This window comes from Sphingomonas sp. AC449 (genome assembly GCF_979253475.1).
Genome location: NZ_CEEDCZ010000007.1, coordinates 54,251 through 77,314, shown reverse-complemented (window position 1 = coordinate 77,314; position 23,064 = coordinate 54,251). Strand labels below are relative to the sequence as shown.

General features: G+C 67.2%; 20 protein-coding genes. 16 read left to right on the top strand and 4 right to left on the bottom strand.

The features are described from left to right. The 4 genes from AC0CH3_RS12695 to AC0CH3_RS12680 all read left to right on the top strand — a co-directional run bounded on the left by AC0CH3_RS12695 (position 1) and on the right by AC0CH3_RS12680 (position 7,305). Positions 1 to 1,083 (top strand): LacI family DNA-binding transcriptional regulator, encoded by a 1,083-nt coding sequence (locus AC0CH3_RS12695; RefSeq protein WP_354299629.1) that lies wholly within the window; start codon positions 1 to 3, stop codon positions 1,081 to 1,083. Then, a complete protein-coding gene (locus AC0CH3_RS12690; protein ID WP_354299627.1) occupies positions 1,080 to 4,079 on the top strand; it encodes a TonB-dependent receptor in 3,000 nt (999 codons plus the stop codon). The genes AC0CH3_RS12695 and AC0CH3_RS12690 overlap by 4 nt, the downstream gene beginning before the upstream one ends. A 63-nt stretch (positions 4,080 to 4,142) precedes the next feature. Then, the gene (locus tag AC0CH3_RS12685; RefSeq protein ID WP_354299625.1) at positions 4,143 to 5,561 is read left to right on the top strand and encodes a glucoamylase family protein; all 1,419 of its coding nucleotides are present in this window, start codon (positions 4,143 to 4,145) and stop codon (positions 5,559 to 5,561) included. A 91-nt stretch (positions 5,562 to 5,652) separates the two neighbouring features. Further along, positions 5,653 to 7,305, top strand: coding sequence for a S10 family peptidase (locus tag AC0CH3_RS12680; RefSeq protein WP_465237964.1), 1,653 nt, complete (start codon positions 5,653 to 5,655; stop codon positions 7,303 to 7,305). Between the two features lie 23 nt (positions 7,306 to 7,328). Here the strand turns inward: AC0CH3_RS12680 and AC0CH3_RS12675 are convergent, their stop codons facing one another. Then, positions 7,329 to 8,591 carry an NAD(P)/FAD-dependent oxidoreductase gene (locus AC0CH3_RS12675; RefSeq protein ID WP_354299622.1) on the bottom strand — a complete coding sequence of 421 codons (1,263 nt, stop codon included), beginning with the start codon at positions 8,589 to 8,591 and terminating at the stop codon, positions 7,329 to 7,331. Positions 8,592 to 8,803: 212 nt separating this feature from the next. Here AC0CH3_RS12675 and AC0CH3_RS12670 point away from each other — a divergent pair, with 212 nt between their 5' ends. Both AC0CH3_RS12670 and AC0CH3_RS12665 read left to right on the top strand, forming a co-directional pair. Further along, positions 8,804 to 10,069, top strand: coding sequence for a PQQ-dependent sugar dehydrogenase (locus AC0CH3_RS12670; RefSeq protein ID WP_354299621.1), 1,266 nt, complete (start codon positions 8,804 to 8,806; stop codon positions 10,067 to 10,069). A gap of 145 nt (positions 10,070 to 10,214) precedes the next feature. Next, positions 10,215 to 10,757, top strand: a complete 543-nt coding sequence (locus AC0CH3_RS12665; RefSeq protein ID WP_354299619.1) for a GNAT family N-acetyltransferase — start codon at positions 10,215 to 10,217, stop codon at positions 10,755 to 10,757. Between the two features lie 21 nt (positions 10,758 to 10,778). Here the strand turns inward: AC0CH3_RS12665 and AC0CH3_RS12660 are convergent, their stop codons facing one another. Beyond that, complete coding sequence (locus AC0CH3_RS12660; protein ID WP_354299618.1) at positions 10,779 to 11,492, bottom strand: VIT1/CCC1 transporter family protein; 714 nt, start codon at positions 11,490 to 11,492, stop codon at positions 10,779 to 10,781. Between the two features lies 1 nt (position 11,493). Beyond that, a complete protein-coding gene (locus AC0CH3_RS12655; RefSeq protein WP_465237963.1) occupies positions 11,494 to 12,144 on the bottom strand; it encodes a BON domain-containing protein in 651 nt (216 codons plus the stop codon). A gap of 173 nt (positions 12,145 to 12,317) precedes the next feature. Between AC0CH3_RS12655 and AC0CH3_RS12650 the strand changes: the two genes are divergently transcribed. The 10 genes from AC0CH3_RS12650 (at position 12,318) to AC0CH3_RS12605 (ending at position 21,647) form a co-directional block, all read left to right on the top strand. Next, positions 12,318 to 13,136 carry a universal stress protein gene (locus tag AC0CH3_RS12650; protein ID WP_354299615.1) on the top strand — a complete coding sequence of 273 codons (819 nt, stop codon included), beginning with the start codon at positions 12,318 to 12,320 and terminating at the stop codon, positions 13,134 to 13,136. Between the two features lie 3 nt (positions 13,137 to 13,139). Next, positions 13,140 to 13,265: a hypothetical protein gene (locus AC0CH3_RS12645; RefSeq protein WP_354299614.1), complete on the top strand. Its 126-nt coding sequence runs from the start codon at positions 13,140 to 13,142 to the stop codon at positions 13,263 to 13,265. Between the two features lie 133 nt (positions 13,266 to 13,398). Beyond that, positions 13,399 to 14,964, top strand: a complete 1,566-nt coding sequence (locus tag AC0CH3_RS12640) for a PAS domain-containing sensor histidine kinase (protein WP_354299613.1) — start codon at positions 13,399 to 13,401, stop codon at positions 14,962 to 14,964. After that, positions 14,957 to 15,589 carry a response regulator transcription factor gene (locus AC0CH3_RS12635; protein ID WP_354299611.1) on the top strand — a complete coding sequence of 211 codons (633 nt, stop codon included), beginning with the start codon at positions 14,957 to 14,959 and terminating at the stop codon, positions 15,587 to 15,589. The genes AC0CH3_RS12640 and AC0CH3_RS12635 overlap by 8 nt, the downstream gene beginning before the upstream one ends. Before the next feature lie 79 nt (positions 15,590 to 15,668). After that, a complete protein-coding gene (locus tag AC0CH3_RS12630) occupies positions 15,669 to 16,118 on the top strand; it encodes a response regulator transcription factor (RefSeq protein WP_354299609.1) in 450 nt (149 codons plus the stop codon). A gap of 168 nt (positions 16,119 to 16,286) precedes the next feature. Continuing rightward, positions 16,287 to 18,878 carry an ATP-binding protein gene (locus AC0CH3_RS12625; protein ID WP_465237962.1) on the top strand — a complete coding sequence of 864 codons (2,592 nt, stop codon included), beginning with the start codon at positions 16,287 to 16,289 and terminating at the stop codon, positions 18,876 to 18,878. Further along, complete coding sequence (locus AC0CH3_RS12620) at positions 18,875 to 19,267, top strand: PAS domain-containing protein (RefSeq protein ID WP_354299606.1); 393 nt, start codon at positions 18,875 to 18,877, stop codon at positions 19,265 to 19,267. Before AC0CH3_RS12625 ends, AC0CH3_RS12620 begins: the two co-directional genes overlap by 4 nt. A 208-nt stretch (positions 19,268 to 19,475) precedes the next feature. After that, complete coding sequence (locus AC0CH3_RS12615) at positions 19,476 to 20,075, top strand: alpha/beta hydrolase (protein ID WP_354299604.1); 600 nt, start codon at positions 19,476 to 19,478, stop codon at positions 20,073 to 20,075. Positions 20,076 to 20,213: 138 nt separating this feature from the next. After that, positions 20,214 to 21,170, top strand: a complete 957-nt coding sequence (locus tag AC0CH3_RS12610) for a bifunctional methionine sulfoxide reductase B/A protein (protein WP_354299602.1) — start codon at positions 20,214 to 20,216, stop codon at positions 21,168 to 21,170. A gap of 111 nt (positions 21,171 to 21,281) precedes the next feature. Next, the gene (locus tag AC0CH3_RS12605) at positions 21,282 to 21,647 is read left to right on the top strand and encodes a hypothetical protein (protein WP_465237961.1); all 366 of its coding nucleotides are present in this window, start codon (positions 21,282 to 21,284) and stop codon (positions 21,645 to 21,647) included. 51 nt (positions 21,648 to 21,698) lie between these two features. Here the strand turns inward: AC0CH3_RS12605 and rsgA are convergent, their stop codons facing one another. After that, on the bottom strand, positions 21,699 to 22,736 hold the full coding sequence (gene rsgA, locus AC0CH3_RS12600) for a ribosome small subunit-dependent GTPase A (RefSeq protein ID WP_354299598.1): 1,038 nt from the start codon (positions 22,734 to 22,736) through the stop codon (positions 21,699 to 21,701). Between the last annotated feature and the right edge of the window lie 328 nt (positions 22,737 to 23,064).

Below are 23,064 nucleotides of genomic sequence, written 5' to 3'. Positions count from 1 at the left end.
ATGCCGCACGCCACGATCCGCGATGTCGCTCGCGTTGCCGAAGTGTCGGTGGCGTCGGTGTCGCGCGTGCTCAACGGGCATGCCAATATTCGCGACGCGATGCGCCTCAGGGTCGAGGAGGCTGCGCGCCAGCTCGGCTATGTCCCGCATGCCGGCGCACGCAACCTCAGCCTTTCGCGGTCGGGTGCGATCGGCGTGGTGTTGCCCGACCTCCACGGCGAGTTCTTTTCGGAACTGCTGCGCGGGATGGACGAGGAAGCCGCGGCACGCGGTCTCCACCTGCTGCTGACGGTGATGAACGACCGCCCGGGTCGCGGGACGGAGGCGCTGCAAGCGATGCGCGGTCGCGTCGACGGGCTGGCGATCATGGCGCCGCACATCGCCGCGGACGAGCTGGTCGCGCGGCTGCCCGCGGGGATACCCGCCGTCCTGCTCAACTGCGCGCTGCGCACCGGTCCCCACACCGCGATGCGCGTCGACAACGTGTCGGGGGCGGAGGCGATGATCGACCACCTCGTCGCGACCGGGCGTCGGCGGATCGTCCATATCGCGGGTCCGGCGACGAACATCGATGCGATCGAACGGCGGCGGGGCGTCGAGCAGGCCGCCGCGCGTGCGGGGCTTCCGGTCCGGATCATCGAGGGCAATTTTCTCCAGGACGCGGGGATCGCCGCGGCCACGATGGTGCTCGCGGATCCATCAAGCGTCGATGCGATCTTTGCGGCGAACGACATGATGGCGCTGGGTGCGATCGTCACGCTGCGGCGCGCGGGGATCGCCGTCCCCGACCAGATCGCCGTGGCCGGTTTCGACGACATCCCGCTGGCCAGGCTCGTCTCGCCCTCACTCACTACCGTCCGGATCGACATCGCGGCGATGGGGCAGCGCGCGGTTGCGTCCCTCGACGCCGCGATCGCCGCAGACGCACGGCGGCGCAGCGCGGCGAAGGCCCGCGGCCCCGCCGCGCCATCAGCCGCCGTCGACCGGGACACCGACATGATCGTCCCGTCGCTCGTCATTCGGGAAAGCACAGCTCAACCAAGCCTCAAAAAGGGGCATAACGCAGGGGAATACAGGACATGACACGACATTTCAGGATGGCCTTGGCCGGTGCCACGATGCTCGCGAGCGCAGGCGTCGCGCTCGTTCCGGCAGCGGCGCAGACCTCGACCGCGTCGATCCGCGGCCAGGTCAGCGGTGCGGATCGCGCGCCGCTGTCCGGCGCGACCGTCGCGGCGGTCAGCACGGGCACCAATCAGACCTATCGCGCGATCAGCGACGCGAGCGGCCGCTATATCCTGAACGGTCTGCGCCCCGGCGAATATCGGATCACGATCACGGGGACCGACGGCGCGCGGTTCGAGCGCGTCATCGTCGTCGCGATCGGCCAGTCCGCCAGCCTCGATGCGACGCTCGTCGCCGCCGCACCGGCAGCGGCCGAGGGTGGTGCCACCGCAGCCGCACCCGGCGCCACCGGCGACGTGGCAGCAGCGGCCCCGGTCGCGGGTGACGGCGGCGAGATCGTCGTGCGTGGCGGCCGGCTGGTCGAGACGCGCACCAGCGAAATCGCCACCAACGTCAGCCAGGAACAGATCCGCACGCTGCCGCAGACCGACCGCAACTTCCTGACCTTCGCCGCGCTGGCACCGGGCGTGCGTTATAACGACAGCGAGACCGACAAGAGCTTCAGCTCGGGCGCGTCGACTGCGAGCCAGGTCAACGTGTTCATCGACGGCGTCAGCCTGAAGAACAAGCTGCGCGAAGGCGGCGTCGCCGGGCAGCAGAACAGCCGCGGCAACCCGTTCGGCCAGCTGGCGGTGCAGGAATTCCGCGTCCTGACGCAGAACTACAAGGCCGAATACGAGCAGGCCGGTGCGGCGATCATCACCGCGGTCACCAAATCGGGCACGAACGAGCTGCACGGCGAGGTATTCGGCCAGTATACCGACCGCAGCCTGAGCGCGAAAAGCTTCCTCGACCGCCGCGACGGCAACGCCAAGCCCGCATTCGAGCGCAAGCAATATGGCGCGTCGCTCGGCGGCCCGATCATCAAGGACAAGCTGTTCTTCTTCGCGGCCTATGAAGGCAACGACCAGGACCGTGCGTTCAACGTCAACACGACCGGGTCGGATGCCGCGGTCGCGCAGTTCGAGCAGTTCTCGGGGCGCCGCCTGTCGGAATTCGAGGGCGCATTCGTCAGCCCGTTCCGCGGCGACTTCTACTTCGGCAAGCTGACGCTGACCCCGGATGATCGCCAGGTCTTCGACCTGTCGTTCAGCCGTCGCACCGAGACCGACATTCAGGGCTTTGGCGGCAACGTGGCGTTCGAGAATGCCGAGAACAAGCGCAACAAGGTCGACACCTACCTGTTCAAATGGACCTATTCGGGCGACAGCTTCGTCAACGAGGTCAATCTGAACTATCTCGATTACCAATTCCGGCCGACCTCGATCAATCCCGGCTTGCCGACCTTCGACTACGACTCGGTGCTGGTGTTCGGCGGACGCGATTCGACACGTCGCGAGATCCAGCAAGGATACACGATCCGCGACGACCTGACCTATACGGGACTTCAGGGCCACGCGATCAAGGCGGGCGCGCGTGTCGAGATCACCGACATCGAGTTCAACAACATGTCGTTCGTCGAGCCGCGCTATACCTTCCGCATCGACCAGGCGGGCACGCCGACCGACACGAGCGACGACACGAACTTCGCATTTCCCGCCGAAGCGCGACTGGGTCTCGGCAATGGCCGGATCTTCGGGTCGAACACGCAGGTCGGGCTGTATCTGCAGGACGACTGGGACGTGACCGGGCGGTTGCAGCTCAATCTCGGCGTGCGGTGGGATTACGAGACCAACGGCGTCAACAACGACTATATCACCCCCGCCGCGGGCGTGGCGGCGTTGCGCGCGCTGCCGCAGACCTCGTATTTCAAGGCCGAGGATTACATCTCGACGGGCAACAACCGGAAGCCTTTCACCGGCGCGATCGCCCCGCGCCTGGGCTTTTCCTGGGACGTGAAGGACGATCAGTCGACGGTGATCTTCGGCGGTTTCGGCCGTTATTACGACCGCAACAACTTCAACAACACGGTCGACGAGCTGTCGCGGACGATCAATCCGATCGGCGTCTTCCGCTTCTCGCAGAACGGCACGCCGCGCTCGAACCTGCCGACGGTGAAGTGGGACCCGTCCTATCTGACGCGCGACGGCCTGCTGGCGCTTGCCGCAAGCTCGACGCAGGGGCTGCCCGAGTTGTTCGCAGTGAAGAACAACGCGCGGCCGCCGGTCAACGATCAGGCGAGCTTCGGCGTCCGGCAGCGCGTCGGCGCGTTCCAGGCGGCGGTGACCGCCTCCTACCAGCGTGGTCGCAACGGCTATACCAACGTGTTCGCGACCCGGCAGAATGCGGGGCTCGGCAATTGCTGCGATACCGCCCCTGCGCTCGCCAACGGCTATTCGAACGTCATCATCGGGCTCGACGGGCTCGATACCCGCTACAAGGCGCTCTATTTCACGCTCGACAAGAACTATAGTCAGTCGTCGGGCTGGGGTCTGAACATCGCCTATACGGTGTCGGAGTCGGAGCAGAATGGCGGCGATCTGTTCAGCCTCGATGCGATCACCCCCGATGCCTATGGCTGGCGTCGCCGGGCGGGGGACGAACGCCACCGCGTCGTCATCTCGGGGATCGTCGATCTGCCGCTCAATTTCCAGCTGTCGACGCTCACCACGCTCGGGAGCGGCCAGGCCTATCAGGTCACCGACGCGCGGAACGGGTTCGACACCGGACAGCTGCGCTTCACCTCCGCCTATCCGGAGAAGAACTGCATCGGCGGCGTCTTCGCGTTCTGCGAGGTCAACCTGACGCTGGCGAACAAGTTCAAGCTGTTCGGATCGAACGACCAGGTCGAGGCCGCCGTCGACCTGCTGAACGCGTTCAACACCAAGAACCCGAGCGGATTCGACGGGTTCTTCAGCAACACCGATCCGCTCGAAGCCGCCAATTCGCGGACCGGCAGCAGCGCGCTCACCCTGCCGCGCCGCGTCCAGTTCCGTCTGGGCTACCGCTTCTGATCCGACGGGGGCGGCGTCTGCCGGTGCCGCCCCCGTCCCGTACCGCGTAACAGGAGCGTGCCGATGCTTGGCAGACGAGATTTCCTTGGCCGCAGCGGGCTCGCACTCGCCGGCCTGACAACGGGCTGCGCGACGAACCCGCGGCTTGCCACGCCGACAGGGCAGATAACCGGCAACGCGCTGGTCGCCGATCTGCAGGAGCGGACCTTCCGCTTCTTCTGGGATACGACCGATCCGGCGACGGGGCTTGCGCCCGACCGCTGGCCGACGCCGTCCTTCTCGTCGGTCGCGGCGATCGGCTTTGCGCTGACCGCCTATCCGATCGGTGTCGTGCACGGCTGGATCACGCGCGAACAGGCGCGGGCGCGGACGCTGACGACGCTGCAATTCCTCGCAGACGCCCCGCAAGGCGACGGCGCGACCGGCTTCAGCGGCTATCGCGGCTTCTTTTATCATTTCCTCGGCGTCACCAAGGGGCAGCGCTTTGCACGCTGCGAACTGTCGACCGTCGACACCGCGCTGCTGCTCGGCGGGACGCTGTTCGCGCAAAGCTGGTTCGATGGCGATCATCCCGACGAAGTGCGGATCCGTGCGCTGGCCGAGCGGCTCTACACCGCCGTCGAGTGGACCTGGATCACGCCGCGTGCGCCATTGCTGTCGATGGGCTGGCATCCCGAGACGGGGTTCATCAAGAGCGACTGGGATGTCTATAACGAGGGGATGCTGCTGTATGTGCTGGCGCTCGGATCGCCGACACATCCGCTGCCCGAGGGGACGTGGCAGGCATGGTCGAGCCGCTTCGAATCGTCGTGGAGCGACCGCTGGGGGCAGCCCCATCTCCATTTCCCACCGCTGTTCGGGCATCAGTACAGCCATGTCTGGATCGACTTTCGCGGCATTCGCGACGCGTACATCGCGACTCACGACATCGATTATTTCGAGAACAGCCGGCGCGCGGCGCATGCCCAGCGCGCCTATGCGACGGCAAACCCGGGCGGCTGGCGCGGCTATGACGCGGAGGTCTGGGGCCTGACCGCGTGCGACGGTCCCGGCGACTTCACGACGCGGATCGCCGGCGTCGATCGCACCTTCTACAGCTATTCCGCGCGCGGCCCGGGCGACCGTGACGACGGCACGATCGCGCCGACTGCGGCGGCCGCGTCGATCGCGTTCGCCCCGGATATCGCCACGCAGGCGATCGGCGCGATGCATCGCCGCTACGGCGCGGGCATCTATGGCCGATACGGGTTTGCCGATGCGTTCAACCCGACGCTGACCGCACCGCCCGGGCCGCTCAAGCATGGTCGCATCGTCCCCGGCATCGGCTGGGTCGACGGCGACCACCTCGGCATCGACCAGGGCCCGATCGTCGCGATGATCGAGAATGCGCAGTCGGGGCTCATCTGGAACACGATGCGTCGCAATCCGCACATCCGGCGCGGGTTGCAGCGCGCGGGTTTTTCCGGCGGCTGGCTCGGCTGAACATCGCCGTCGGCGTGGCTTGCGGCAGGCGGTATAAGCGGGAACAATGGCAGCACCGCTGCCCCGGGCAGCACAGCACAAGGGACCCTGCGTGATCCGTACCCATCTTGCCCCGATACTCGCCGCCGCCATCCTCGTCCCAGCCCTGGCCTCTTCGCCGCTGTCCGCACAGGACACGCCGGCGCGGCCGAAGGCGGCCAGCGCCGCAGACCGCGCGAAGGAGGAGGTCGAAGCGGCCTGGGCGCATGCGCCGGTCGACGAGCAGGAGGTACGACACCGGGATTCGGTCACGATCGCGGGTCGCCGCTATCCCTATACCGCGTCGGCGGGCACGCTCACGCTGCGCAACGTCGAGGGCAAGCCGACCGCGTCGATGTTCTACACCGCCTACACGCTGGACGGGACCAAGCCGGGCACGAAGCGCCCCGTGACGTTCCTGTACAATGGCGGCCCCGGATCGCCCTCGTTCTGGCTGCGAATGGGATCGTTCGCACCGATCAGGATCCGCACCACGAACCCCGAGTTCATCCGCCCCGCCCCCTATGACGTCGGCCCCAATCCCGACTCGCTGCTCGACAAGACCGATCTCGTCTTCCTCGATGCGATCGGAACGGGTTATTCGCGGCCGCTCGGGGATACCAAGCCCGAGGCCTTTTACGGCACCGACGAGGACGCGGATGCGTTTGCCAGGGGCATCCTGCGCTACGTCACCAAATATGGCCGCTGGATGAGCCCCAAGTTCCTGCTGGGCGAAAGCTACGGCACGCTGCGCTCGGGCGCGCTCGCCTATCAGTTGCAGGAGCGCGGCATGGCGCTGAACGGGGTCGTCCTGCTCAGCTCGATCATGAACTATGGCTATCGCCAGCCGGGGCTCGATCAGGTGTATCTGAACTATCTGCCGAGCTACGCCGCGACCGCCTGGTATCACAATCGCATCGCCAACCGCCCTGCCGATGTCGCGACGATCGTCGCCGAAGCGCGCGCCTTCGCGACCGGGCCGTACATGTCCGCGCTCGCAAAGGGCCAGTCGATCTCGGATGCCGAACGCGACCAGGTCGCGCAGCGGATGAGCCAGCTGACGGGGCTCGGCGTCGACTTCATCAAGCGGGCCAATCTGCGTGTCGACCTGCCGCGGTTCCAGAAGGAGCTGCTGCGCGGATCGGCCCGCACCGTCGGCCGGTTCGACGCGCGCTACACGGGGATCGACACCGATGCGGCCGGCGAGCGGCCGGAGACCGATGCATCGTCGGATGCGATCTCGGGCGCGTATATCGCGTCGTTCAGCGACTATCTGGGCTCGACGCTGAAGTACGAGACCGAACTGCCGTATCGCCAGTCCGCGCGCGATGCCGCCGGCTGGACCTGGAACTGGAAACACGCCGCCCCCGGCCCCGGCCAGCCGCAGAACAACCCCAATACGGCGATCGACCTGGGCGCGGCGATGCGCGCGAACCCGTATCTCAAGGTGCTGTCGATGAACGGCTATTACGACATGGCGACGCCGTTCTTCGGGACCGAAAACGACCTTGGCCATATGATGCTGGACCGGGCGCAGCAGGCGAACCTGCGCTTCACCTATTACCCGGCGGGCCACATGACCTATCTCAACCCCGAGGCGCTGCACCAGATGAAGGCGGATCTGGCGCAATGGTATGACGAGGCGGTCAGCGATGCCCGGTCGGCGACACCGCCGGTCCCGGCAACGACATCGTCCGCGACCCCGCCGAACCAGATGCCGAACTGATCGTCGCGCGGATGGCCAGCCCGTTACCCGACGGCTGCGCCATCCGCCGCCGCAAGCGCGAGCGTCTTGAGGTCGACTGCGGTGTCGGCGAGCGAAGCGGGGTCGAGCCGCGCTGACCCGACAACCAGCGCGCGGCCCTGCACGTAATCCTTCACGCGGTTGACGCAGTCGAGCGCGATCACGCGCCCCGCCTTCAGATAGATCAGCGAGAAGCTGCGCGTGCCGGGATCGCCGCGCGTCACGATAGCGTCATACCCCGTCGACAGACCGACCGTCTGGAGCTTAAGGTCATATTGGTTCGACCAGAACCACGGCACCGCGTGATACGGCTCGGGAGCGCCGGTCAACAGCTTGGCGACGGTCATCGCCTGGTCGTTCGCGTTCTGGACCGATTCCAGCCGGATCACCTGCCCCTCGGCAAACGCGCTGGCGTGCGCTGCGCAATCGCCGATCGCGAACACGTCCGGCAGCGACGTCCGGCAATATTCATCGACCGTCACGCCGTTGTCCCCCTTCGCACCAGCCTCGATGAGCGGCGCGACCGCAGCGACGATGCCGATGCCGACGATCACCATGGTGCATGCGAGCAGTTCGCCGTCGGCGAGCCGGACGCCGCATACCGCACCATCCGCCTCCTCGATGCAGGACACCGCAACGCCGGTGCGTACGTCGACGCCGTGCGCGCGATGTTCGGCTTCGAAGAAGCGCGACAGTGGTTCGCCCGCCACGCGCGCCAGCACCCGGTCCTGTGCCTCGATCACCGTGACCGACTTGCCAAGCTTGGTCAGGACGGCCGCCGCCTCGAGCCCGATATAGCCGCCGCCGATGACCACGACGTTGGTGACGCCGGGCAGTTCGGCGCGCATCCGATCGGCGTCCGCACGCGTCCGCACGGTATGGATCCCCGCCAGGTCATGGCCCGAACAGGTCAGCCGTCGCGCCGTTCCCCCCGTCGCCCAGATCAGCGAACCATAGCGCAGGACGTCGCCGTCGGCGGTCGTGACGCTATGCGCTTCGACATCGACGTGCGTCACCGTCGTGCCCAGCAGCAGTTCGATCGCGCGATCCGTCCAGAAGGAGGGCGGTCGCAACAAGATGCGCTCGAACGGCTTGTCGCCCGCCAGATATTCTTTCGACAAGGGCGGCCGTTCATAGGGCAGCGAAGCTTCGTCGCCGACGATCGCGATCGTGCCGGCGAAACCGCGCTGTCGCAGCCCGATCGCGGCCTGCGCACCCGCATGTCCCGCACCGACGATGAGCACGTCATGGCAGACCGGTTCAGCCATCAGCGATAGTCCTTCCGAAAATTGAGCCGGTTGATGCGTCGGACGATCGGAATGATCAATGTCCATGGCCTGCCCTCCCCCCGAAATCGCATGGGCATGCGTCGCACGGAACCATATTCAACCGCGGGGCGCAGACGCCGATCCTGGTTGCGGCATTCGAACGCAACGACGATACGGGTTCCCGAATAGCGGAAATACCAGGAAACTTGTCGATGCAGCGCCACCCTTTGCTTCCCCTGGCCGTCATCACGCTGATGGCGGGGTGCGGTCAGGCTCAGAACGCCCCGCCACCCCCGGCGGAGGCCAAGATGCGACCGGTCAATTACGGTACGTCTGCACCCAGCGCGAACAAGCCGTTCAAGGCGACCGAGATTGCCGCATTCGATGCGCCATGGGCGCTCGCCTTTCTGCCGGATCGCCGCATGCTGGTGACCGAGAAGACGGGTCACCTATGGCTGGTGACCCCCGCCGGCGCGAAGACCGAGGTGGGCGGCGTACCGACGGTCCATGACGAAGGACAAGGCGGCCTGTTGTTCGTCGCGACGTCGCCTGCATTTGGCCGGGATCGACAGGTCTACCTGACCTATTCCGAACCCGGAGAGGGCGGCGACGGGCTCGCGCTGGCGAAGGCGACGCTCGGGACGGTCGCGGGCAAGCCGGTCCTGCAGGGGCTGCAGGTGATCTGGCGGCAGCTTCCGCGCGGCGCCGGTGGCCAGTTCGGCGGCTATATCGCGTTTTCGCCCGACGGCCGGTATCTGTTCCTGACCTCCGGCGAGCGTCAGCGCTTCAACCCGGCGCAGGATCCCGATCAGGCGCTCGGCAAGATCCTGCGGCTCACGCTCGATGGAAAGCCTGCACCGGGTAATCCGGGTCAAGGCAAGACGGGCGCGACCACGATCGGCGTCATCGATCCGCCCGAAAACACCGCGTCCGCGGCGACCGCACCCGTGCGCAAGGCAACGATTTCTTCGCCAAATCTCACGCCTGCGGAAACATGGTCGACCGGGCATCGCAATCCCTACGGCCTCGCCTTCGATACGCAGGGCCGCCTGTGGGAAACCGAGATGGGGCCTCAGGGTGGCGACGAGCTCAATCTGATCGAGCCGGGCCGGAACTATGGCTGGCCGATCGTTTCCTATGGAAAGAATTACGACGATACGCCGATTGCCAAGCCCGATACCCGGCCGAACTTCCAGGAGCCCGCCTTGTACTGGGATCCCGTCATCGCACCGGCGGGGCTCGCATTCTATGACGGCACCATGTTCCCGCAATGGCGCGGGTCTGCGTTCGTCGGGGGGCTGGCCGCGACATCGCTGATCCGGATCGCGTTCCACGGCACGACCGCGAAGGAAGTCGAGCGATGGGACATGGGCGCGCGGATCCGCGCGGTGATGGCGGGGCCGGACGGCGCGCTCTGGATCCTCGAGGATGGCAGCGGCGGGCGCCTGTTGCGGCTCACCACGACCCGCGGCGCGTAGGAACCTCGCCACGATCGCGGGGCGGTCGCGCGGATCGGACCCTACGTGTTTTCCGACGCTCGGGGCGCGCGGGACTTTCGGCTAGGCGCATGGGGCGGCCGCTTATGGGACGCGCGGGATAAGGGACGCCACGATGGTCGAACATGTGAGCCAACACGCGGCCGCCGGGGCCCCGCCCCCCAGGTCCTGGGCGCGCGACCTGACGACCCGCAACGGCCTGGTCTTTCACGTGCGCCCAGCCTCGCCGGAAGACGAACCCGCGCTCGATGCGTTCTTCGGCCATGTCGACGCGGAGGACCTCCGCTTTCGTTTCTTGAGCGCTGTCCGCAAGGTCGACCATGACCAGCTGAGGGCGATGGTCACGATCGATCACGATCGCACCGAACATTTCCTCGCCTTCGATCCCGCGACCGGCCAGATCATCGCGACCGCGATGCTCGCAGCCGACCAGAGCTTCCGCCGTGCCGAAGTCGCGATCGCGGTCCACCGCGATTTCAAGCGGATGGGGATCAGCTGGACGCTGCTCGACCATGTCGTGGATTTTGCCCGCTGGAAGGGCATCCTGACGCTCGAATCGATCGAGAGCCGCGACAATCACGACGCGATCGATCTCGAACGCGAACGCGGCTGGATCGCGTCGGCCTGCCCGGGCGACCCCACGTCGACGATCCTGCGGATGACGCTCTAGGCGTGCGCCTCGGGCCGGGCGTCAGACCGCGCCGCCGATCAACGCCCCGATCGCCGCGGTCGCGATCATCGCGAACGCACCCCAGAAGGTGACACGCACCGTCCCGCGCCAGACGGTCGCGCCCCCGGTCTTCGCCCCGACCGCGCCGAGCAGCGCGAGGAACAGCAGCGACCCCGCACCGACCGCCCAGATCAGCACACCCGGCGGCACGACGAACACGCTCAGCAACGGCAACGCCGCGCCGACCATGAAGCTCGCCGCCGATGCGAACGCCGCCTGCACCGGCCGCGCGCGCGCGCCCAGCGTGATGTCGAGCTCGTCGCGTGCATGCGCGCCGATCGCATCCTTCGCCATCAACTGCGCCGCGACGGTCGCGGCGGTCGCGGCGTCGACACCACGCGCGACGTAAATCGCCGCGAGTTCGGCCAGCTCGCCATGGGGGTCGTCGACGAGTTCGCGGCGTTCGCGGTCGAGCTCGGCGGTCTCGGTATCCGCCTGCGCGCTGACCGAGACATATTCGCCCGCCGCCATCGACATCGCCCCCGCGACCAGCCCGGCCGTCCCCGCGATGACGATCGCGCTCGTGTCGCCAGCGGCCTCCGTCGACGCCGCCGCAACGCCGATGATCAGGCTCGCGGTCGAGACGATCCCGTCATTGGCGCCGAGCACGGCCGCACGCAGCCAGCCGATCCGGTCGGCGACATGACGCTCGCGGTGCGACGACAGCGCCCGCATCTCAGGCGATCTCGAGCATGTTCTCGACCTTCATCGCACCCGGTGCCGCCCACGCCGTGCGCTCGGCGACCATCCGGTCACGCGGCGAATCGACCGATCCGGTCAGCCGTATCGTGCCGCCGTCGACCGAGACCTTGATCGTGTCGCCCTCGAAGAACCATGAGCGGTGCAGCGCCGCGCGGATGTCGTTGCTGACATCGGTGACGTCGACGCGCGGCTGCAGGACGATATGGTTCGTCACGCCCACCACGCCGGCAAGCGTCCGTACCGCGGCCTCCGCTGCATTCTTCTGGAAATGCCAGCGCACAGTCCCGCGCAGGCTCACCCAGCCATCCTCGACCTGGGCCTTGATGCAGTCGTGCGGGACGATCGTGTCCCAGGACAGCCGCTCGACGATCGCGGTGGCGATGGCCTCGTCCCCCCGCTTGAAGCGGTCCTCCAGCCGGACCTCGATCTCTTCGGCGACCGCCTTGACGCCGTCGACGCGCGCTGCCGCCCGTTCGGCGGCATATTTCGCCGCATAGCTGCCGGCGTGGCCGCTGAGCGTGACGACGCCGTTGTTCGCGGTGACGCCGATATGCCCGGCCGGGACGCTCGGATCCCAGTTGAGTTCGGCAAGGACGGCTTTCTGCAATCTGGCGTCGTGCGACATGACACTCTCCTGAAGGGGCGCGGCGCGTGCCGAACCGTTGGCCACAAGCCTATCGACGCACCCCGTCGCCGACAGAGTCGGGAACTACGCACACGCCGCCGACTGCGTAGTTCCCGATAGTTTCGCACGCGCGCCCGATCGCCGACGATGGACGTCCAAGAGGGAGACCGCGCATGACCTATCCAACGCTGCTGGTGCATCTCGATGGCGGACGCCGAAACGCCGCCCTGCTCGATGTCGCCGCGACGCTCGCCGACCGGCATCACGCCGCGGTGATCGGCATCGCCGCATGCCGCCCGGTCCCGATCGCGATGGGCGACGACTATCTCGGCGGCGACTATGCGGTGATCGAGCGCGAGATCGTCGCCGACGAACTCGCGCGCGCGAAAACCGAGTTCGAGGCGCATCACCGTCTTGCGCGGCATGTGCTCGAATGGCGCTCGATCCCGACGCTTTCCAACATCGCGCATGTCGTCGCGCGGCATGCGCGCGCCGCCGATCTCGTCATCACGAGCGCGGGGCCGGGGTTCGCCGATCTCGCGACGCATGCGGATACCGGCGACCTGATCCTGCGTGCGGGCCGCCCGGTGCTCGTCGTTCCCGACAGCGGCGCGACGGCGACCTTCTCGACCATCATGGTCGCCTGGACCGACACGCGCGAATGCCGCCGCGCGATCAGCGATGCGCTGCCGATGCTGCGTCTCGCCGAGCGGGTCGTGATCGCCGAAGTCGCGATCGACGTGCTCGATGCGCGCGCGGCGATCGACGATGTTGCCGGCTGGCTCGCGCGCCACGGCATCGCGGCCGACAAGATCGTCTCGCGGCCGAAGCGCTCGAGCACCGACACGCTCACGGCGCTCGCCGACGAGGTCGGAGCGGACCTTGTCGTCGCCGGCGCGTACGGCCACAGCCGGATCCGCGAATGGGCGTTCGGCGGCGTCACTCGCGACCTGCTGTTGCGCGACCGGCGCTGCACGCTGCTGTCGCACTAGGCGATGACCCGCCTCGCAAGCCGCAAGTATCTGGAAGCGTTCGCGATACTAAATCCAAGACTAAGTATCGGCGGGACGATCCTGTTCGCGATCACGGCGATCGAGGGAGTATTGGCGTATAGTGCGTAATTCGCCTAGCGTGTGTCCTGTCGCGATGTCGGCGGTCGAGACCTCGATCCCCGACAGATCGCAACCGTCCGCCGAACAGGGCCCATCGCGCAATGACTTGCCGCTCCGTGCCACGAGCAAACGTACTGCCCGCATGAACGCGCCCCGGTCGCCGCAGGAGCACGACAGCGCCGGAGCCGTCGCGCGCGGCGATGCGACGCTGGCGGAGGAACTGGGGCTGCTGATCGACGGTGCAACGACCTATGCAATCTACATGCTCGATCCGCAGGGGCGCGTGACGATCTGGAATCGCGGCGCCGAGCGGATCAAGGGCTGGGCCGAGGCAGAGATCATCGGCCGTAACTTCGCGATCTTCTACCCCGCCGACGATATCGCCGCGGGCAAGCCCGAGGCCGACCTTGCCCGCGCGCACGCCTGCGGACGGATCGAGGAGGAGAGCTGGCGGGTTCGCAAGGACGGCTCCGAATTCCTTGCCGCCGTCACGATTACCGCGCTTCACGACGATGCGGGCGCACTACGCGGGTTCGGCAAGGTGATCCGCGACATCACGCACGAAAAGGCGGCCGAGGCCGCGATCGTGCGGCGCGAGCATCACCTGCGCTCGATCCTGAACACCGTCCCCGACGCGATGATCGTGATGAACGAGCATGGCATCGTCGCCTCGTTCAGCGCCGCGGCCGAGCTGGTCTTCGGCTACGCCGCCAGCGACGTGGTCGGGCAGAACGTGGCGATGCTGATGCCGCAGTCCGAGGCGCGCGCGCACGACCGGCATCTGCGCACCTATCGCCGGACGGGCGAGCGTCACGTGATCGGCAATGTCCGGCTCGAGAGCGCGATGCGCAACGGCGGCGAGATCTTTCCGATCGAGCTCGCGGTCGGCGAGGCGTCGATTGCCGGCGAGCGGATTTTTACCGGCTTCATCCGCGATCTGACGCATCGCCGCGCGACCGAACGCCGCGTGCAGGAGCTTCAATCCGAACTCGTCCACGTCTCGCGCGTCAGTGCGATGGGAACGATGGCCTCAACGCTCGCGCACGAGATCAACCAGCCGCTGACCGCGATCGCCAATTATCTGGAGGCGGCGCGCGCGATGATCGGCGACGATCGCAACGCGTTGCTGACCGACATTGCCGAGGCGCTGGACCTGGCGGCGGCGCAGTCGTTGCGCGCGGGGACGATCGTCCGGCGGCTTCGCGCGTTCGTCGATGGCCGCGATACCGGGTTCCGCGACGAACCGCTCGACCTGCTCGTCGAGGAGGCGACCAGCCTTGGCCTGCTCGGCGCGCACGAGGCGGGTATCGCGGTCTGCACCCGCGTCGCGCCGGGGCGCGCGATCGTGCTGGTCGATCGCATCCAGATCCAGCAGGTGCTCGTCAACCTGATCCGCAACGCGATCCAGTCGATGGCGGGCTCGCCCGACAAGGTGCTGACGATCGCCACCGCGCGCGAAGGCAACGGCTCTATGCAGATCACCGTCGCGGACACCGGCACCGGGATCGACGCTGCGGTGCGCGCGCGCCTGTTCGAAGCGTTCGCGACCACCAAGGAGGATGGCATGGGGCTCGGCCTGTCGATCTGCCGGACGATCGTCGAGGCGCATGGCGGACGGATCTGGGCCGAGGGCATCGCCACCGGCGGCACCGCCTTCCACTTCACCGTGCCGCTCGCACAAGGCCAGGATACCGGCACCGATGACTGACCAACGCCGCACCGTCCATATCGTCGACGACGACGAGGCGATCCGCCAGTCGGTCGGCTTCCTGTTGCGCAAGGCCGGTTATGCGGTCGAGACCTATCCCTCGGGCACGCAGTTCCTGAAGGCGGTCACGCGCGAGACGCGGGGCTGCGTGCTGCTCGACGTCCGGATGCCCGATCTCGACGGCCTTGCGGTGCAGGCACGCCTTGCCGAGACGGGCATCGCGCTCCCGGTAATCATGCTGACGGGGCACGGCGACGTCACGCTCGCGGTGCGCGCGATCAAGGCAGGCGCGGTCGAATTCCTCGAAAAGCCGTTCGAACGCACCGTGTTGATCGCCGCGATCGAGACCGCACTGGCGCAGGCGGCGCGCGCCGACCGCGGCGATCTGACCGCGGCGGACGCGGTGGTCCGGCTTGCCGCGCTGACGCAGCGCGAACGCGACGTACTCGACGGCATGGTGCGCGGCCGGCCCAACAAGCTGATCGCGTACGACCTGTCGATCGCGACGCGTACGGTCGAGGTCCACCGCGCCAACCTGATGGAAAAGCTTTCGGCGCGCAGCCTGTCGGACGTGCTGCGCATCGCCTTCGCCGCCGGGCTGGGCGACCCCGGCGATCGCGCCTGACGCACCGTGCCCTCGCCTACTACGTACAGACGCCACGCCGCGCCGCTGCCATCCAGGGTCTCGGAAGAAGGACGCTGCGATGACCGAGGAAACACCCCCAGCGCATGACGGCATCGGCGTCCTGCTCGTCGAAGGCGATCCGCATGTGCGACGCGCGCGCCAGATCATGCTGCTGTCGGAGGAGTACGACGTCCGCTCCTATGCCACGGGTGCGGCGGTGCTGGCGGATCCGCGATCGCGTGCCGTTCCGTGCATCGTCGTCGATACCGAGGGATCGCCGGCGGCCGGCATCGACGTGGTCGAGGCAATGCGCGCTTCGGGTTGGCGGGGAACGGCGATCCTGCTCGACGGCAGCGCGCCTGCGCCTGCGCTGCTCCGCGCCGCCGAACACCACGGCGACCGGGTGCTCGACCGCGCGACCGGCGACGCCGCGTTGCTGGGCGCGATTGCAGCATCGCTCGGGTACGATCGGTCCGGCAGGCCTGCATGCCGGTGCGCACGCGACGGCACCGAAAAATGTCCGTCGTGACGCCGCGAACGCCGCCGGATCCGCGCGATCGGGTGGCGATACGCCGTGCCCAATACGCGACGTAAACGCATCGTATTCCGGTTTAAATTCGCCTCCGATATGGCGCTAATCCGAGCGATGTGCTTATTGTTACGCATCGGTATCGATGCAGCCCACAGGGGTCTTCTGATGGAAGATGTCAACGACGGCCATGGTTCCACGGTCGAGCCTCTCGCCAAGGCGCGGCGCGCCGAGTCGATCGACGTCGTGCCGCGCGGAAATGCCGCGCTGCTCCAGATGGCGGAATATACCGGCGACCTGATCGGTCTGTGCGATGCCGGGGGCCGGCTGGTCTATCTCAACCCCGCGGGCCGCCGCCTGATCGGGATCGAGGATGCCGACATCTTCCCGATGCGGCTGACCGATTACGTCGTTCCGGACCAGCGCCATCTCGTCGACGAGGTCGTTGTGCCGACCGCGCGGCGGGACGGCGTCTGGAGGGGCGACATGCAGCTCGCCAACCTCAGGACCGGCGCCATCATCGACGTACAGCGCTCGACATTCGCGACGCGTGACGAGCGCGGCGCGGTCACGGGGTTCGTATCCGTCATGCGCGACGTCACGCAGGCGAAAGCCGAGGAACACCGGCTTCGTCGCCAGGTCGAGACGTTCGAGGCGTTGATCGCGAACAATCCTTTCGGGGTGTATCTGGTCGATGCCGACTTCACGCTGCGCGTGGTCAGCCGGGGCGCGCAGACGGTGTTCGCAAATGTCCGTCCGCTGATCGGGCGCGATTTCGCCGACATCCTCCGGGCTGTCTGGCCCGAGCCATTCGCGAGCGAAGCGATCGGCCACTTCCGACGGACTCTCGACACCGGCATCGCCTATCAGGCGGGGCCGACGTCCGAGCAGCGCGCGGACGTCGAAGCGCGCGAGGCGTATGACTGGCGGATCGAACGCGTGAGCCTGCCCGACGGGCGGTACGGCGTCGTGTGCTATTTCTACGATCTCACCGAGCGCGAAGACTGGACGCACGTCCTGGCAGAACGTGAGGCCGAGCTCCGTGATCTGACCACCGACCTCGAACGGCGTGTGCGCGCGCGCACCGCGGCACTCAACCTCGCCAACGAACGCCTCGCCACCGAGATCGAGCGACGCGAGGCGGTACAGGCGGCGCAGTTGCAGAGCCAGAAGCTCGAAGCGCTGGGCCAGCTTACCTCGGGCGTCGCGCACGACTTCAACAACATCCTCGGTGCCGTGATTGGCGGGTTCACGATCATCCAGAACCGCAACGACGACCCGCGCATCCAGCAAATTGCGACGATGGGGCAACGTGCCGCCGAGCGCGGGGCGGCGCTCGTCCGGCAGCTTCTCGCGTTCGCGCGGCAGGAAGACGTCGTCGCGCAGCACATCGATCTGGCCGGGGCGATCGGCGAGATCTCCGACCTCATCAAGCATGGCATGCGCGGGACCGTCGCGCTCACGCTCGAATGCGACACCGGGCTCTGGCCCGTCCATGCCGATCCGACGCAGCTACAATCCGCGCTGCTCAATCTCGCCAACAATGCCAGCGACGCGATGAACGGGGTAGGCCATCTGCGGATCGCGGTGAGCAACTGCGCGGCAGCCGCGGCGGATCATCCGCTCGAGCTCTCAGGGCAGGACGCGATTCGGATCGTCGTGGCCGATGACGGCCCCGGCATGTCCAGCGATACGCTGCAACGGATTACGGAGCCGTTCTTCACGACCAAGGAGCGCGGCAAGGGAACCGGGCTTGGCCTCGCCATGGTGCAGCGCTTCGTCGAGCAATCCGGCGGTGCGCTCCGGATCGAGAGCCGGCTTGGTCAGGGAACGACCTTTTCGATCTACCTGCCGCGTGCGGTCGATCGGGGCGTTTCGGCTGCGAGCCTGGCGAGCGAGGACACAAGCGGCGACGTGGCCGGACGCGCGTTCGAGACGGTGCTGCTTGTCGACGACGACGACGAATTGTGCGCGATGATCGCCGAGGGGCTGGCGGACGAGGGGTTCGACGTGGTGGTGGCCCGCGACGCGCGCGCAGCCCTCGACGTGTTGCGAACACGTGGCGTCGATGCGCTCATCACCGATGTCGCGATGCCCGACATGACGGGGATCGATCTGGTCGCGCGGGTGCGTGCGTCGGGACCCGATATCCCGTGCGTGTTCATGACGGGCATCACCAATGACGCCGCTCTCACCGGCGAGACGGTGGTGCAGAAGCCCTTCAGCCCCGCGGTCCTGCATTATGCATTGCGGCGTATCCTCATCGCACGCGATCGCCGCGCATCGGATGCCGAGCAGCTCGATCGGCTCGCGTTGCGGCTGAAATCGGACTGCACGCGGTCGTTGCTCGACCATTGGCGCGCGGTCCGCGGGGCCCTGACCGTACCGTTGTTCGACGCCTTCGCGATCACCGCGTGCAGCGAGCCACACCGGATCGTCGTCGCGCGGATCGACCTCGGGAAGGTGCCGATCGACTTCACCTTCACGCTGGTCGGCAACACCCTGCGCGATGCGGTACCGGACGGCATCGACCTGGCCGACATGCCCGTCAGCGGCAATGACGCGCTGGCGGCGCGCGAAGCGGCCTATCGCCGCTGCGCGCTGACCGGGAAGCCGTCGTACGAACATGCCAGGATCGACCTTGGCGACGGGTATCGCGAGACGTTCGAGCGACTGCTGCTCCCCTTCTCGTCCGACGGCGTTGCGGTCGATCATATCGTCGGGGCCGTCGTCATCGAGCGTGAGGCTGTGGAGGAATGATCGTGATCGACGCGTGCGAACTACCCGATTTCGACGCACCGCGCCTCGCGATGGCGATCGAGGCGCTTCCGAGCGAGGCGGTCGATACGCTACCCTTTGGCGCGATACGTCTCGGCGACGACGGCAAGGTCGAATATTACAGCGCGGCGGAGCGGCATCTGTCGGGGTCCGGCGATCATGACCGGCTCGGACTCGACTTCTTCAGCCAGATCGCGCCGTGCATGGACAATGCCGACTTTCGCGGTCGCGTCGAGCGTGCCCGGGCGTCGGGCAAACTCGACCTGGAGTTCAGCCATGTCGGTGACTTCGAGGATCGCGACCGCGAGCTGACCGTGCGGATCCAGTCCGCGAGCACGGGCGGCTACTGGATTTTCATGCGCCGCGACTGAGCGCAGGGTCACGCCGTTTCGCGCGACGTTGCACCGGTCGGGCGCGCACGCTCAACGTCGGCTTCGGCATTGGCGGCATCCTGTCGCCGCTGGTGTCCGGTACTGCGGTGGCCGCACCGCGCCCCCCGGGATCGGTCGAAAGCCGAGAGAGAACGGCCTGCCGCGTATCGGGCCAACCGCATTGCGCCGTCGACCGGGAAACGGCAGCATGCGTGCTCAAGGAACGGGAGACCGCATTGTGTCTGTTGCTGTTTTGGATAGCCGACGGCTGAACCTCATCGCGCTCGTCCCCGAGAACGCCGTGTCGATCTTCGACCGGTTCCGCGAATTTCCACGGTTTGGCGAGATGCAGCAGATCGCGGTTCGCGGCCGTACCGTGGCGGAGCGAAACGCGATGGCGGCGCGCATCGACGCCGCGGTGTCGATGTCAGACCGTGCCGTGATGCTTCTGGCGCAGGGAACCGCGTGTGCCGCTGCCGCATGGTGGGCGCGCCTGTCGCCGAGATCCTATACGGCGAACGTCTCGGGCGCGTTGCTGGTGGCCCCCGAAGGCGCAGGCCGTGGCCGTCAGAGTTTTGCGTCGCCCAAATTGACCCTCCCCTTCCCCTCGATCGTCGTCGGCGCTGATGACGAAATGCAGCGGCTCGGCGTGGAGTGGGGAAGCCGGTTGATCGACGGCCCGCTTCTGACCACGGCGGCAGCGCCCACCGGTCGCCTGCGCACGATCATCGAACGCTTCACCGCAGCGGTCGTCGAGCGCGATGTCGAGGCGGCGTATCGCATCCTTCATGCGATCGGTGATCGCTAGGCAGCGCTGGACCCGCGCTAATCCTGGAGCAGACGTCGGCGGATGCCCGACCCGATCGGTGCTGCTCCCGAGACGATAGGTCGGCCTCCTCGACATATCGACGCGGCCTAACCACATGCTGGTCAACGGAGTTTTCCCATGACCAGCTATCGCAAGACCGACGCCGCAGTCGCCGCGCTGACCCCCGAGCAGTTCCGCGTGACCCAACAGAACGCCACCGAACGTCCCGGAACTGGCGCACTTCTCAACACCAAGGCCGCAGGGATCTATGTCGACATCGTATCCGGCGAACCGCTGTTCGCGAGTGCCGATAAATATGATTCCGGTTGCGGCTGGCCGAGTTTCACCAGGCCCATCGACCCTGCGAGCGTGACCGCGAAGCGGGACTGGTCCATGCTGATCCCCCGCACCGAGATCCGCTCGACCGGCGCAGACAGCCATCTCGGCCATGTCTTCAAGGACGGTCCGCGCAGCCGCGGCGGGCTGCGCTACTGCATCAACTCGGCGGCATTGCGGTTCGTCCCGCGCGCCGCGATGGCGGAGCAAGGCTATGCCGCGTATCTTGACCAGGTCGAGGACGTCCCCGCCGATACCGAGCGCGCAGTTCTCGCCGGCGGGTGTTTCTGGGGCATGCAGGATCTGATCCGCGCGATGCCGGGCGTGGTGTCGACGCGCGTCGGCTATTCGGGTGGTACCGTCGCCAACGCGACATATCGCAATCACGGCACGCATGCCGAGGCGATCGAGATCGTGTTCGACCCCGCCCGCACCGACTTCCGCACATTGCTCGAATATTTCTTTCAGATCCACGATCCGACCACCCCCAACCGGCAGGGCAACGACCGCGGCGTCAGCTATCGGTCGGCGATCTTCTACACCGACGAGCGCCAGAAGGCGGTCGCCCAAGAGACGATCGGCGACGTCGACGCATCGGGGTTGTGGCCGGGCAAGGTCGTCACCGAACTCTCCCCGGTCGGCGACTTCTGCGAGGCCGAGCCCGAGCATCAGGATTATCTCGAGCGCAAGCCGAACGGCTATACCTGCCACTTCGTCCGCCCCGGCTGGACGCTTCCGCGCCGCGCCTCTGCGGGCTGACGCGTCTCCCGCCGCGTCGCAACGGTTCGCACGCGGCGTGGTTCGCTTGCGTCCTGGCCGTGTCCAAACGCCCGGCTTTCAGCTAGGCGGTTTGCGGTCAGGGTTGGAAGCATGATGAACGCAGTGTCGAAAGCATGGGATGGCGCGCTGGTGCGCAAATGGCTGGAGAGCCGTGTCGATGCCGCAAGGCTGGAGCAGGCCGCGGCGGACAGGCGCGGTTATGCGGCGCAGGACGATTATGACAAGGCGGCCGCCGAGGAATGGGTCTGCGGAAATCTGAAGACGTCGGGACATACCGACGATCAGGCGGGGTTCGCGGCGCGGGTCAAGACACTGCTCGCGCAGGAGGAATATCGGACGACGGGCATCCATGACGACCGCCGGTTCGACCGGTACGTCCGCGCCAACCTCCGGAAGATCGCCAAGATGACCAAGACGAATGATGGGTTCGCCAACACGCTGCGGTATCAGGGCTGACGCATCGCCACGCGGTCATGCATCGATGATGATGCTCGGGTGGGGCAATCGTCATCGCCGTTTTCGGGCCTTTCCAGCGCGCGAACGACGCCCCGCCGCGGTGCCGCTGTTCGCCGCATCCTCCTCGGCGAGCTTGCGCCACCGTTCGACGCGCGCGGGATCGAGCGTTCCCGCCGCGATCGCGGCACGGATCGCGCATCCGGGCTCGTCGGCATGGACGCAGTTCGCGAACCGGCACTCGAGCGTCACCGCCGTGACATCGTCGAAGACCTCGTCGACGCCCGAGGCCACTTCGGACATCTGGATCTCGCGCATCCCGGGTGTGTCGACAAGCCAGCCGCCCTCGCCCGCAGGACCGGCAACGCGGTGCATCTCGCGGACGGTGGTCGTGTGCCGGCCCTTGCCGTCGTTCTCGCGGACCGCCTGCGTCGCGATGCTGTCGGATCCCTTCAGCGTGTTGACGAGCGTGGACTTGCCGACGCCCGACGATCCCACCACCCCGACCGTTTCGCCGAGGCCGCAATATTCCGCGAGGTGCGCAGCGCTCGCCAGATCGCGCCCGTCGACCAGCTCCACCCGCAGTCCCGACTGGAGCGCGCGGGCCGCTTCGACCAGATGCTGGGGGGCCGGTGACAGGTCGGCTTTCGTGAGCACGACCACGGGCCGGACGCCAGCCTCGCGCGCGAGCACGAGATAGCGTTCGATACGCGCGACGTTGAAGTCCTGGTCGCAGGCGGTGACGACGAACAACGTATCGACGTTCGCGGCGATAAGCTGGATCCGGCGATCGTCGCCCGGTGCGGGCCTTTTGAACAGGCTCGTCCGGTCGAGGATGCGTACGAGGCTCCGCGTCGTCCGGTTGATCAGCAACCAGTCGCCGACGGTCGGTCGGTCTTCCGCCCCTGCTTGCACATGCCCGATCGAGGAGATCGAGTCCTCGACCCCTTCCCCGGCTACGGTCACCCGTCCGCGGTGGACCGACATGACGCGAACGGGCTGGCAGGCAAGGCTCTGCTCGGCGGAGACCTGATCGCTGAAGAAGCGCTTCCAGCCGAGCTGCGCGAGCGTGGGATCGGGCGAGTTGATCATCGCGTCAGCCGACTTACGATCCGCCGGGCTCATCCGCGTCCGGCGCCTTCTGTTCAGCCGCCCGCTTGTCGACCTTGGCCTGCGCCTTTTTGGCGGAGCCCGAAGCCTTTGCCATTTCGCGCTCGCGGCGCTCAAAGTCGTAATTCGGTTTGCGTGCTATGTCGGTAGCTCCGGACTCGGGGTCCCGGCTTGAGCAACACGCTCGACCTGAGGATCCGTACCTCCCGGTTACACGGATCGAGCGCGCGCGACTAGGGTTGCAGCAAAGGTCGCGCGTCCCTGCGCGTCGTTATTGGCAGACGTGCCTCCCGCCCGCCTTACGCGGGTG

Coding starts and splice junctions, on each gene's coding strand:
- AC0CH3_RS12695 (WP_354299629.1), top strand. CDS start 1: ATGCCGCACGCCACGATCCGCGATGTCGCTCGCGTTGCCGAAGTGTCG.
- AC0CH3_RS12690 (WP_354299627.1), top strand. CDS start 1,080: ATGACACGACATTTCAGGATGGCCTTGGCCGGTGCCACGATGCTCGCG.
- AC0CH3_RS12685 (WP_354299625.1), top strand. CDS start 4,143: ATGCTTGGCAGACGAGATTTCCTTGGCCGCAGCGGGCTCGCACTCGCC.
- AC0CH3_RS12675 (WP_354299622.1), bottom strand. CDS start 8,591: ATGGCTGAACCGGTCTGCCATGACGTGCTCATCGTCGGTGCGGGACAT.
- AC0CH3_RS12670 (WP_354299621.1), top strand. CDS start 8,804: ATGCAGCGCCACCCTTTGCTTCCCCTGGCCGTCATCACGCTGATGGCG.
- AC0CH3_RS12660 (WP_354299618.1), bottom strand. CDS start 11,492: ATGCGGGCGCTGTCGTCGCACCGCGAGCGTCATGTCGCCGACCGGATC.
- AC0CH3_RS12655 (WP_465237963.1), bottom strand. CDS start 12,144: ATGTCGCACGACGCCAGATTGCAGAAAGCCGTCCTTGCCGAACTCAAC.
- AC0CH3_RS12650 (WP_354299615.1), top strand. CDS start 12,318: ATGACCTATCCAACGCTGCTGGTGCATCTCGATGGCGGACGCCGAAAC.
- AC0CH3_RS12645 (WP_354299614.1), top strand. CDS start 13,140: ATGACCCGCCTCGCAAGCCGCAAGTATCTGGAAGCGTTCGCGATACTA.
- AC0CH3_RS12640 (WP_354299613.1), top strand. CDS start 13,399: ATGAACGCGCCCCGGTCGCCGCAGGAGCACGACAGCGCCGGAGCCGTC.
- AC0CH3_RS12635 (WP_354299611.1), top strand. CDS start 14,957: ATGACTGACCAACGCCGCACCGTCCATATCGTCGACGACGACGAGGCG.
- AC0CH3_RS12630 (WP_354299609.1), top strand. CDS start 15,669: ATGACCGAGGAAACACCCCCAGCGCATGACGGCATCGGCGTCCTGCTC.
- AC0CH3_RS12625 (WP_465237962.1), top strand. CDS start 16,287: ATGGAAGATGTCAACGACGGCCATGGTTCCACGGTCGAGCCTCTCGCC.
- AC0CH3_RS12620 (WP_354299606.1), top strand. CDS start 18,875: ATGATCGTGATCGACGCGTGCGAACTACCCGATTTCGACGCACCGCGC.
- AC0CH3_RS12615 (WP_354299604.1), top strand. CDS start 19,476: ATGCGTGCTCAAGGAACGGGAGACCGCATTGTGTCTGTTGCTGTTTTG.
- AC0CH3_RS12610 (WP_354299602.1), top strand. CDS start 20,214: ATGACCAGCTATCGCAAGACCGACGCCGCAGTCGCCGCGCTGACCCCC.
- AC0CH3_RS12605 (WP_465237961.1), top strand. CDS start 21,282: ATGATGAACGCAGTGTCGAAAGCATGGGATGGCGCGCTGGTGCGCAAA.
- rsgA (WP_354299598.1), bottom strand. CDS start 22,736: ATGATCAACTCGCCCGATCCCACGCTCGCGCAGCTCGGCTGGAAGCGC.